Raw genomic sequence first — 12,037 nt, forward strand, 5'->3', positions numbered from 1 at the left:
GTGCCAGCCTGTGCGCGATGCATAACTGTGTCAGTCAGGCAACGAGCATGGGCTTCTCCACACTGGACGGGGTACTCATGGGCACTCGGCCTGGGCATCTCGACCCGGGCATCCTGCTCTACTTGATGCGTGAACGCGGCATGAGCGTATCGTCCCTGGAACACCTGCTGTATCACGAATGCGGGCTCCTGGGTGTGTCAGGGGGAATCTCCAGCGACATGCATGTATTGCAGGCCAGTGAAGCGCCTGAAGCCAAAGAGGCGGTTGCTTTGTTCGTACGCAGCGTTGTGCGTGAGATTGGAGCGTATGCGGCCGTATTGGGCGGGGTAGATGCGTTGGTATTTACGGGAGGCATCGGTGAAAACGCCACCCCGGTGCGCACCTCGATTCTTGACGGTTGCCAATGGCTGGGGGTGCAGCGCGATAAGAGTGAGGCAAATAAGTTATCAGGCTGCCTGTCGATGCCTGGCAGCCCTGTGTCGGCCTGGGTCATACCCACTGACGAAAATCTGATCATGGCCCGACATGCCTTGCGACGGCTGCACAACCTTTCCTGAATCCTTACCAGGAATTGCTTCCGAGGACTAATGTGTTGTCCTTAAGGAGTGGACGTAATGGATATGGATAGCCTGATACATAATTTTACAAGTGGGCGATGTCATTTGTTCATGGGCGATCCTTACATCAATCAATGCCTGAGTTTTTCTACGAGTTGTGGAGCCTGATGTTCACAGATTTATGTTCATGAGGGCCTCTGGCTTATCTGTAGAAGACTCCTAGGGATTGTCGGCCGCCTCAAGCACCGAGGTGCTGACAGCAGCGCTTTGCACGATGGAATCAAGAAGGTGTTTTGGCTGGACGGATACGATCAATCCGCTGGAACACCTGGCCTTTCTCGATCCCGGCAACTGTTATCCGGTTGATGATGGTGAGTGCAGGCGTGTGGAACGTGGTTGCTTCGTGTCTTGATGGTCGATGTTCATTGACCCTCGGTATCAGGCTCACGCATGTTGAAGGTCACCCGATAAAGTATGCGAGCGCTAGCCTTAAATCGCCTGAACAGCGAAATTCTCTTACGTTGCGTACGGAGGGCACTATGGCTGTGTTTACGTTTGGTCATCCACCGCACGTCTTTTGATATTTGAAAATGCGAAAAAACGAATACGTTCTCGGTTTATTCTTGCGTAAGCGCAATAAGATATAAATCTATATACAGTCAGGGTAAAGACGCCCGATGCACTTCCCGTTTTCTTCTAAAAAAATTAAAGCAAAAGCCACAGTAACGAGTGGCTTTGTCTTTTCTGCGATGTAAAAAATAGGCACTTTGGCGTTTTTCTTTGTTTTGCGAGATTTTAATTGCGGCAACACTTGAAAACGCGTTGGCCGGTACGGCCTTCACATCAGTAATCGCTTGGAGCTATTATTTGCACATCGTGAAATGAGCTGCGGATCCAAATTGCAGATGCGCGGTTTAAAATTGATAAATACTGATCATGGACTCGCTGTTAGAGTATCGTTAAAGTCTTCGCGATATGGCCGCCTCTGCGCGCCGCGTCAATCATACCAAGCAGATTGGAAGTATTAAACTTGTATAATAGTCTGAGTTTGTAAGCGCTCGCAGTCTTATGGCTGATCATTAAAAGCTTAGCTATCTCCTGATTGTTCATTCCCTTTGCCAAAAGTGCCAGGATATCGGTTTCGCGCCTTGTCAGCGTTACTGGCTTTGTTGAGTGCGATGAGTAGTTGTGATTAATGGTCTGTTGCATTTTTTGTGTGATATATGGGAAGTGACTCTTGCCTCTTAGCAAGTCTTTGATAGCACATTGTATTTCACTCAGTTCAGCAGTTTTTGAGACAAAGCCGGAGGCGCCGGCTTTCAAACAGCGGATTAAATAATTCTCGGCATCATAGGCAGTGAATGCGAGTATTTTGCTTGAGCAATTACCCAAGGTCAGTAAAGAGATCACGTCCAACCCGTGTATTTTTGGCAGGTCGAGTTCCAGGATGAGCATGTGCGGCTCAAGCCTGTACACCATGTGCAGAGCTTCCTGCCCATTTTCAGTTTCGGCGACGACAGTGTGGCCACTCTGTTCCAGAAGTCTCTTGACCGAATAACGCATCAACGCATGGCGGTCTGCGATAACAATGGTGCTCATTCGTAAAGTCCTTTTCCGAGTAACGTGCCCGATGCTATAGGGGGCGAGCCCATCGCAAGTAAGGCAGGCCTCATTCGATGAGGGCAGCACTTAGTTAAATATGGTTTTGGAGGTGCTGGCAAAAAAATTATCGTCAGTGCGAAATGTCTTTAGCCATTGTAGGAAAGATCTATAAATAAACCGCAAGAAAGTCCTGTATCGTCGTTTCGGTCTTCTGGTAGTTATATTGGAAGGTGCATGTCGAGATAGTTGCGCCTTAATGGGGTGTCTGCTAGTTGAGCGGTGGCAAACTTAATTAATAAGGATATGGTATGAAAAGTGTTTCTTTGAAGAAACTGATTGCATCTAGTTTTCTTTGCGCATTGGTTGCGCCTTCGCTGGCCTATGCGGCGGATGGGATTGTAAACTTCTCGGGCAGCATCACAGATGTGACCTGTGACATTAACGGCCAGGGGCCAGGCGACGGCAACGTGACCAATGTGGAACTTGGCCGGATCGCGCCAGGTACATTTGCCGCGATTGGCAACGCGTCACCGTTTGTGCCGTTCAAGCTGCAATTGTCGGGTGCGCAATGCACTAACGACGCCAAGGTTTCGATCGATTTCGATCAAGTTGAGAACATCGATTCGGTCACCGGTAATCTCAAGCTGATTGGCAGTGCACCTGCAACAGGCGTGCAGATTCAAGTATTCAACGATACGGCCAATGGCAAGAAAATCCAGCTGGGCCAAAGAGAAACAACGCCTCAGGTGGCAGTGGTCAAAGGCAATACTGCGACCTTGTCCTACAAAGCGTCTTACGTATCGACCGCGCCTGCTGTCACTCCGGGTTCTGGCATTTCGTTCGTACGCTACACGCTGGCCTATCAATAACCGCTGACGATGCAGGAGGTGGTTCATGGCGCCGATAGCGCGTACGTATTCTCTCGCCATCGGCGCTGTGTTCCTCGGGCTGTTTGTGCAAGCGTCCCAGGCAGCCATTGTGGTGCAAGGCACTCGAGTCATTTTCCCTGCCGGTGTGGATGACGTGACGGTCAGGTTGGCAAATACCAGTAGTGAGCCAGTACTGGTGCAAAGCTGGGTGGATGATGGACATGCAGAAATGGCCCCTGAGGATGTTCAGGTTCCCTTTGTTGTCGCGCCTGCGGTCAGCCGGATTGACCCCAGTGGTGGCGCGGTGTTGAGGATCAGTCGAACCCAATCCATTGCTGTCACCGACCGCGAATCGCTGTTCTGGCTCAATGTGCTGGAAACTCCGCCGCGCAGGGCTTCGGATGATGCGGTGTTGCAGTTTGCCTTCAGGACGCGACTCAAGCTGCTTTACCGCCCGACCGCGCTTGCATCGGGCGTAGACGCTGCTCCCGAGCAGCTCAAATGGACGGTTGTAGCGACGCCCAAAAGCACGGGTGCGACGAACCTGGAGGTGGCGAATCCGACGCCGTATTACGTGTCCTTCGGCCATGTCGAAGTTGACTGCGATGGCCAGGCGTTTCCCGTCAAAACCGGGATGGTTGCACCGTTCGGCAAGACAGTGCTCACAACCTCAACCCGCTTTAACTGCCACGCTAGTGGGCCAAAAGTGCGTTACGAAGCCATCAATGACTATGGCGCAAGGCGGATGTTCGAGCAGCCCGTAGACAAATAACGCCACAGGCCTCGCGCTTCTTTCCGGTTCCGGCACACAGCCGTGGCATGGGACTGACTATGTTTTTACCTGTTCGATTTCGACCGAGAGCATTCGGTGGTCTGGCTATGCCATGGGCGAATGAAAGTCGTCCTTGGGCACTGTTTTTATTCATTGCCGTCCTGTTGGGAGGGCAACTTCAGGCATGGGCTCAGGATGTGCCAACGGCAACGCCTGTCACGCCCAGCCAGCTTGATGAATCGATCATTTTCGATTCACAGATGTTAATGCAAGGAGCGTCCGGCATGGCCATTGATACCACCCGTTTTGAACAGCCGGACCGCAATGTTCCTGGGACTTATCGCTTGGATATCCTGATCAACGGCCAATGGCGTGCGATCCAGGAGGTCGAGTTACGGGCAGTCGCCGGGCTTGCGGATGCACAACCATGCTATAGCGCCGAACTACTCATGCGTGTTGGCATAGACCTTGAGCGTAGTCGCAGAGGACGCGGCAGCGATCAACAGAGCGCGGTCGTCCCGCAAGGACTGACCTGCGACAAGCTTGAGCGTTTCGTGCCGGGCGCTGCCATCAGTGTTGACCTGCCCGAACAGAAACTGCACATCACCGTTGCGCAGTACTACCTGCAACGGCCCGCCACCAGCACCTATGTCGACCCGTCAAGTTGGGACAGTGGCGTAACAGCCGGCTTGCTGAACTACGACGCCAACCTGTTCAGCGCTCAAAGCCAAGGGCGCCGCGACACGCATGCTTATTCAGGGTTGAACATGGGCCTGAACCTGGGGGGTATCAGGCTGCGGCATAACGCCAGCCTGACCTGGTCGCCCACATTGGGTGGGCGTTACCAGCGCGGTTACGCCTATGGTCAGGTCGACCTCACGGGCTGGAAGTCGCAGTTGCTGTTCGGCGAGAGCACTACCAGTGGTGAGTTGTTCGATGCGGTGTCGTTTCGCGGCGTCCAGCTCGAAAGCGACGACCGCATGTTGCCTGATACGCAGCGCTACTACGCCCCAGTGGTACGTGGCACCGCGACCTCCAATGCCAAGGTTTCGATCTATCAGCGTGGGTACCTGGTCTACGAAACAACTGTAGCGCCCGGCTCCTTTGAAATCGCCGACTTGCAAGCAGCGAGTTTTGGTGGCGACCTGCGGGTAACAGTCACCGAAGCCGATGGTCGCGAACACGGGTTCGTCGTGCCATTTGCTACGACGGTGCAATTACTCCGCCCAGGCTCAACGCGCTACAGCCTGGTGGCCGGTCAGTTGGTGGATCCTGGTTTGCACGGCCGACCTCCGCTTGTCTTGCAAGGCACCCTGCAACGCGGCCTGGACAACAACCTGACCGGTTACGGCGGCACCGCACTGACCCCCGGCTATGTATCCGGCTTGGCAGGCATGGCGCTTAATACCCGGTTCGGCGGTTTCGCCGCCGACCTTACTGCAGCCAGCACCGAACTCCCCGCAGGGCAGACCCAGCAGGGTTCCAGTTTGCGCCTGTCGTACAGCAAGAACCTGCCCAATAGCCGCACGAATTTCTCGTTACTCGCCTATCGCTATTCAACCTCAGGGTACTTGGGGCTTCACGATGCGGTAGCGCTTCAGGATCGGATGCGCAACGAGTCCGGGCGCGCCACCGACTTCGCCCGTGTACGCGCTCGGTTCGACGCCAATATCAGCCAGGGGCTGGGCACCGATGGAGGCAACGTATATCTCAACACTTCCTCAAGCCAGTACTGGCAGCAAGCGGGGCGGACCCTCAGTTTCTCCATGGGCTACAGCAATCAGTGGCGCGGTAATTTCTACTCGATCGCGGCCCAGCGTAGTCATAGCGCATCGCCAGGTGGGCTGCGACATGCAAGGGATCAAGACGACACGCAGCTCACCTTCACGCTGTCGATTCCCTTGGGCCGCGATGGGCATGGCGGTGCGGTGATCAACAGTTATGCCAGCCATGACCGTCGCTCAGGCCGGCAAATGTCTACCGGTATATCCGGTGCCTTCAATGAACGCGGTGATGCTTCTTATGCCGTTTCGGTCGCCCATGCGGACAGGCAGCGGGGCGCCTCCAGCAATGCCAGCGTCAACTACCGCCTGCCCCAAGGCGCGTTCGGTGCAAGCCTTTCCCAGGGGCCGGATTATCACCAGCAGTCACTCAGTGCATCGGGCGCCGTGGTCCTGCACCCGGGCGGTGTGACGCTTGCGCAAACACTTGGCGAAACGGTGGGTGTGGTCAAGGCACGCGACGCCGAAGGCGCCAGGGTTGGCTACGCAGGGTCGAGCATTGGCAAGGACGGCTACGCGATCATCACCAGCCTGAGCCCTTATCAGCTCAACCAGGTTGATGTCGACCCGCAAGGCGTACCCAATGATGTGGAGCTTCAGGTCAGCTCACGCAGCGTTGCGCCTCGCGCAGGCGCCGTGGTGATGCTGGATTTTCCGACGCGTAGATCCCGCCCGCTGTTGATCGACAGCCAACGCAGCAATGGTCAGCGCCTGCCGTTCGCTGCCTCAGCCATTGATGTGCAGAGCGGCCAAGTCATTGGTGCGGTGGGGCAGGGCAGCCGGCTGGTGGTACGCAGTGACAAGAGTCGCGGCTCGATTCGTGTGGAGTGGGGCAGTGATGCCGACCAGCAATGCCAAGTGGATTATGCGTTGCCCGAGCGCCACGCCCGCGAAGGCAGCGCGTTCGAGTTGCTCAATCTGGTGTGTCACGACATAGACGCCCGGCCTGCAGGTAAGGAGCGCGGGTTGTGAGGTCGCTTTATGCCGTGTGCCTGCTGATTTGCGCGCATGCCAGTAGCAGCCAGGCAGCGTTGACGGTGACGGGAACTCGCTTCGTCTACGCAGCCGATGCACGTGCGCTGACGGTACGAATCAGTAATGGCGGCGAAGCGCCGATCCTGGCCCAGAGCTGGTTGGACCGTGGCCAGATCAATCAAGACCCCTCAGGCCTGTCCGTGCCGTTCGTAGTCAGCCGTCCGTTGTTGCGCTTGGACCCTGGGCAGCGCAGTGCGCTTGAAGTCCGCTACACCGGCGAAGCGCTGCCCGCCGACCGCGAGTCGCTGTTTTGGCTGAACTTCCTTGAAGTGTCACCGCTGCCGCCACGCAGTACGCATCTGCTGCGGCTTTCGTATCGGTTGCGCATGAAGCTGCTGTTCAGGCCGGTGGGGCTGGCGGGTAGCGCGGAAGAGGCGGGCCGACAGTTGACTTGGCGCGCACACCGCAAGGTCCTTGAGGCCTGCAATAAGGCACCGTTTTTTGTCTCGCTCACTGCGCAGCGACTGGAGCCGGGAGCCGCTGACGAGGTTCAGCGCAGCGCCACGATTGCGCCATTTACCTGCGCGGATTTCCCCCTTACAGGGGCGTCGGCGACACCCACTTTTATCCATTACCAATTTGTTGCAGACAGGGGAGGAATGATCGATGCACGGGCGCCGGTTCACCATGATTAACGGTTTCGCGACGAGGCCTTTGCTCGCCGTCGGTGTCGCGCTGGCGCTCTCTGGCGTGCCCTCGGTGTGGGCACAAGTACCCAGTGCGGGGCAGGTGATGCGTGACATTGAATCTCTGGCACCGGCACCCCTGCCTTCTGCGCCGGTGCAGGTGGATATGCCCCCGCCTTCAGCACCGTCTCAGGCAACGCCTGGCGGCGGTATGCAGTTGCAAGTGAAAGGTTTCGAGATCGACGGAAACCGGGTCTTCAATCGCGAGCAATTGCTTGAACTGCTGGCCGATTTGCCGGGCCAGTCGTTGGACCTCGCCGGGCTACGCGCCGCTGCACAACGCATCACACAGTATTACCAGGGCCACGGGTATGCACTGGCGCGGGCTTTTTTGCCCGCCCAGGACATCGATCAAGGCATCGTGCGTATCCAGGTGCTGGAGGGGTATTACGGCCGCATCGAGTTGAACAATCGCTCCCGCGTGATCGATGCTGTGTTGCAGCAACCTTTGTCGGCATTGCGTCCGGGTGGAGCGGTCTACGACTCAGATCTGGAGCAAAGCCTGTTGTTGCTCAGCGATCTTCCAGGCGTGGCAGTAAAGGGCACCTTGCGCCCCGGATCGCTGCCCGGCAGCACCGACTTGGTGGTCGATGCCGAACCTGGCCCCTTGTACGCCGGCACCTTGGAAGCCGACAACTACGGCGACCGCTACACCGGCGAATATCGCCTTGGCGCCAGCCTGGTTTTAAACAACCCGCTGCGCCTGGGTGATGCCCTCACCATGCGCCTGCTGCAAAGCGATCAGCACCAACGTTACTACCGCTTCGGCTACAGCCTGCCCGTGGGCCCGTGGTCGACCACCCTTGGCACCTCTTATTCGCGCATGAGCTACCAACTGGGCAAGGACGTAGAAGTGCTAGAAGCAAAAGGCCAAGCCACCGTGCGCAGCCTCTTTGCTTTGCAACCCTTGATTCGCAGCCGCACCTTCAACCTCAGCGCGCAATTGCAGTTCGACGACAAGCAACTGCAAGACGATATCGACCTGTTCGACCTGCGCAGCCCCAAGCATGTGGAATTGTGGACCCTGGGTATCAATGCCAGTGGCCAGGACCGCTGGCTGGGCGGTGGGCAAAGTTTTGCCTCGCTCAGCTACAGCGCCGGGCGCCTGGGTATCGGCGAAGCCATCGACCGCACCATGGATAGGCTCAGCGCCGGCGCCGCGGGGCATTTCACACGCGCCAATCTGAGCCTCGGCCGCTTGCAGTACCTGAGCCCGCGCTGGCAGCTGTACAGCCAATTGAATGCGCAGTGGGCGGGTAACAACCTCGACAGTTCGGAGAAGTTTGGCCTCGGTGGCCCCAATGGTGTTCGTGCCTACGCGTTGGGCGCCGGCAGCGGGGACCAGGGCTGGCAGGCCAGCACCGAGCTGCGCTACCTGGCCGCGCCGGGCGTGCAATTGAGCGGCTTCGCCGACCGGGGCGTCATCTCGGTCAGCAAGCGACCGTGGACCTCGAAAAGCAATCAGCGATCACTCACGGCCGCAGGGGTTAGCGCCAGTTGGCGCGGCGCCGGGCAACAGCTCAGCGTCACCGCAGCATGGCCCGTCCACGGCACTGAGCAGAACGACGCACCGCATCAGGACCCGCGCGTGTGGTTCAGCGCCATTCAGTATTTCTAAGCACATTCGTGCCTGGAAGCAGTACCGCCTTGCAACGCTATGCAACGCTATGCAAGGCGTCATTAAGGAAGAGGAAATTCATGTGAACAAGGTTTACTCACTGGTCTGGAACCACGCGATGAGCTGCTGGAAGGTTGCTCACGAAGGAGCTCGCCGGCATTGCAAGACTGGCGCCAAATGTTCGGCCATCGGCACGCTGGCGTTGTTGGGCGCTGCACCGGCATTCGCTTTGCCGTTAGGCGGTACGGTAGTCTCCGGCAAGGGCGACATATTGGGATTCGAATCCAACTCGCAAATGTCGATCAACCAGCACAGCGACAAGTTGATTACCAACTGGACGGACTTCAGCGTTGCCGCAGGACAAAAGGTGGTATTCAACCAACCGAGCGCCACTTCCATTGCGCTCAACAGGGTAATCGGTACTAACGTCAGTAGCATCAAGGGGCAAGTGGACGCCAATGGTCGCGTGTTTCTGGTCAACCCCAACGGGATCGTGGTCGGTCAAGGCGCACAGATCAATGTCGGAAGCTTGATTGCTACCACCAAGGACATCAAAGACGCGGATTTCCTCGCTGGCAAATACACCTTCAGCGGTGTTTCCAATGCAGAAATCAGCAACAGCGGCACGATCAACGCGCAGCCGGGCGGCAGTATTGCGCTACTTGGCAACCAGGTGCGCAACGATGGCGTTATCCAGGCCCAGATGGGCCAGGTTGCGTTGGGCGCTGGGAATGATTTCACGGTCAATTTCGACGGCAACCAACTGCTCAATCTTCAGGTCACCGGTGATGCGATCAACTCCCTGGCGCAAAACGGCGGCTTGCTCAAGGCCGACGGTGGCCAGGTGCTGATGACCGGTAAAAGCGCCAATGCGATGTTGCAAACGGTGGTGAATAACCAGGGCGCCATCGAAGCCAAAACCTTGAGCGGCAAAGCTGGCCGTATCACGCTGGATGGCGGCGATGCAGGTACGGTCAAGGTCGGCGGTTCGCTGCAGGCTCACGCCCAAAATACCTATGGCAGCGGTGGCATGATCGAGGCCAAGGGCGCCACGGTCGAGACCCAACTGGGAACCCAGGTCAATACACTGGCCACCAATGGTCAGACCGGTACGTTTAAAGTCAGCGCCAAGACAGTCCAGATTCAGCCAACTGCAGCATCAGCGGGGAAGACCGCCTACTCCGACACGTTGTCGCGCAACTTGATCAGCACCAATATTGAGCTGGTCAGTACCGACGGTGATTTGAACCTGGCTGGGCCGATAGCCTGGAACAGCGCCAATGGTCTGACCTTGAGCGCGACCGGGAACGTCAACCTCGACGGTAACGTGGATGCGACCGGTAGCGGTGCGCGTGTAGCGCTCAACGCCGGTGGTGATGTGAACGTAAACAGTAAGGTTTCACTGACCGGGCTCTTCAGCGACCTCACATTGAATCACGTAGGGGATTCGGTATTAGGCACGGGCGGTCAGTTGACCTTGTCTGGCGCAGGGGCGACGTACGCCTCCAATGGTGATCGATACACCGTGATCCAGAACCTTGCGCAGTTACAGAACATCAACGCGAACCTCAACGGCCATTACGTGCTGGGTAATAACATCGTTGGCCGCGAGGCTCAATTCAAGGCGATTGGCGATAAATCCGTCTTCGGAGGTGTTTTCGATGGTTTGGGCAACACAGTGAGCAACTTGTGGGTCTCCAGCACCGGCAGTAACAGCGGGCTGTTTGCGGTCTCCTCAGGCACGATCAGCAACCTGACACTGGCGAGTGCGACTATCAATAATGGTGGGTCGCAAGCCTATGGGTTTGCAGCGATCGGAGGGCTGGTGGGGCTGAACGTCGGTACATTGTCCAACGTGACTGCCCGCAACCTCTTGGTCAACGCTGGCAGCAGCGGGGCGAACAGCGTCGGTGGGGTTGTTGGGCAAAACTACGGTGGCACAATCAAAAATGCCGTGTCCAGTGGGCGCGTGGCGGGCAACGCGTATACGCACGCCATCGGCGGTATAGCCGGTGAAAACGTTACGACCTCAGCCGGTACGGCACGGTTAGACCATGTGGTTTCAAATACCGTGGTGGGCGGCGCCATGCAGCGAGACGCCATGGGTGGCGTTGGCGGGCTGGTGGGTGCCAACCAGGGTGGCGTCATCACTGATGCCATCAGTACCGGTTCGACAAATGGCAACGGCGCCGGCGTCAATGTTGGCGGCCTGGTGGGTTTCAACTCCAGCGGTTTGCTTGAGCGCACGGAGTCATCGGGTGAGGTACGCGGCACCGGTGCCGGTAATGTGGGCGGTCTGGTAGGCTTCAGCAAAAACGGCGACATCATCCAGTCAACCTCCACCAGCAAAGTTACAGGGTCCGGCGCCATCGGTACCGGAGGCTTGGTGGGAACTAGCCAGAATAGCAGGCTCAAAGAGGTCAAGGCTGGCGGCGATGTATGGGATAGCGCTGGGGAGAATGTTGGTGGTTTGGTGGGGAATAATATTTCCGGCACCATTGATACAGCACAAGCCTTGGGCACTGTCACAGGCGGGCGCAATGCTCGGGTTGGCGGTCTGGTGGGGAACAACTATGAGGGCACCATCAGTCATTCTGTGGCTCGCGGAAAAACCAGCGGGTCGATTTCAAGTCAGGTGGGAGGCCTGATAGGGGCCAATGCTGGCGAGTTGCAATCGGTTGAAGCCAGTGGCGCGGTGGTGGGTGGGGAAAGCAGCTATGTCGGCGGCCTTGTCGGCACCCACGGCAGCAACTTCAGCAGCCATATTGAATCGGCCATGGCCAGTGGCACCGTTCAGGGGGGCGTGCGTGCAATTGTGGGCGGCTTGGTCGGTTTAAACCAGAGCTCTATCACCAACTCATCGGCAACTGGCGGGGTCAGTGGTGGCACCAATGCCACCCTGGGGGGCTTGGTCGGCATGAACGCCGGAAACGTTCGCCTGTCTGTCGCCACTGGGAAGCTCACCGTGTTATCGCCTTATTATGGCCAGACCTTTGGTGGCTTGGTCGGGGCTAACTTCGGTGATATGGCATTCAATGGCGTCTCCGGAGAGGCTGCGCTTGTGCCTTTGTATGGCATAAATTTTGGCTCCATTCGTTGATCGTTAACCTTTCCTTC

At 57.2% G+C, this 12,037-nt stretch carries 7 protein-coding genes and 1 pseudogene; 7 read left to right on the forward strand and 1 reads right to left on the reverse strand.

Going from position 1 to position 12,037, the window contains the following annotated elements; genetic code table 11:
* Positions 1-557, forward strand: a pseudogene (locus FEM54_RS12140) (acetate/propionate family kinase); the annotation flags it as partial.
* A 948-nt stretch (positions 558-1,505) separates the two neighbouring features.
* On the opposite strand, the gene FEM54_RS12145 reads toward FEM54_RS12140, so the two are convergent.
* The gene (locus FEM54_RS12145; RefSeq protein ID WP_138451067.1) at positions 1,506-2,156 is read right to left on the reverse strand and encodes a response regulator transcription factor; all 651 of its coding nucleotides are present in this window, start codon (positions 2,154-2,156) and stop codon (positions 1,506-1,508) included.
* A gap of 311 nt (positions 2,157-2,467) precedes the next feature.
* Between FEM54_RS12145 and FEM54_RS12150 the strand changes: the two genes are divergently transcribed.
* The 6 genes from FEM54_RS12150 (at position 2,468) to FEM54_RS12175 (ending at position 12,020) form a co-directional block, all read left to right on the forward strand.
* The gene (locus FEM54_RS12150; protein WP_133714348.1) at positions 2,468-3,028 is read left to right on the forward strand and encodes a fimbrial protein; all 561 of its coding nucleotides are present in this window, start codon (positions 2,468-2,470) and stop codon (positions 3,026-3,028) included.
* A gap of 25 nt (positions 3,029-3,053) precedes the next feature.
* On the forward strand, positions 3,054-3,800 hold the full coding sequence (locus FEM54_RS12155; protein ID WP_138451070.1) for a fimbrial biogenesis chaperone: 747 nt from the start codon (positions 3,054-3,056) through the stop codon (positions 3,798-3,800).
* Between the two features lie 260 nt (positions 3,801-4,060).
* Positions 4,061-6,553 carry a fimbria/pilus outer membrane usher protein gene (locus FEM54_RS12160; protein WP_276614508.1) on the forward strand — a complete coding sequence of 831 codons (2,493 nt, stop codon included), beginning with the start codon at positions 4,061-4,063 and terminating at the stop codon, positions 6,551-6,553.
* Positions 6,550-7,251: a fimbrial biogenesis chaperone gene (locus FEM54_RS12165; RefSeq protein WP_138451073.1), complete on the forward strand. Its 702-nt coding sequence runs from the start codon at positions 6,550-6,552 to the stop codon at positions 7,249-7,251. The genes FEM54_RS12160 and FEM54_RS12165 overlap by 4 nt, the downstream gene beginning before the upstream one ends.
* Complete coding sequence (locus FEM54_RS12170; protein WP_138451075.1) at positions 7,244-8,920, forward strand: ShlB/FhaC/HecB family hemolysin secretion/activation protein; 1,677 nt, start codon at positions 7,244-7,246, stop codon at positions 8,918-8,920. Before FEM54_RS12165 ends, FEM54_RS12170 begins: the two co-directional genes overlap by 8 nt.
* Positions 8,921-9,002: 82 nt before the next feature.
* Positions 9,003-12,020: a two-partner secretion domain-containing protein gene (locus tag FEM54_RS12175; RefSeq protein WP_138451077.1), complete on the forward strand. Its 3,018-nt coding sequence runs from the start codon at positions 9,003-9,005 to the stop codon at positions 12,018-12,020.
* Positions 12,021-12,037: the final 17 nt, after the last annotated feature.

The organism is Pseudomonas edaphica, from assembly GCF_005863185.1.
GTDB lineage: Bacteria > Pseudomonadota > Gammaproteobacteria > Pseudomonadales > Pseudomonadaceae > Aquipseudomonas > Aquipseudomonas edaphica.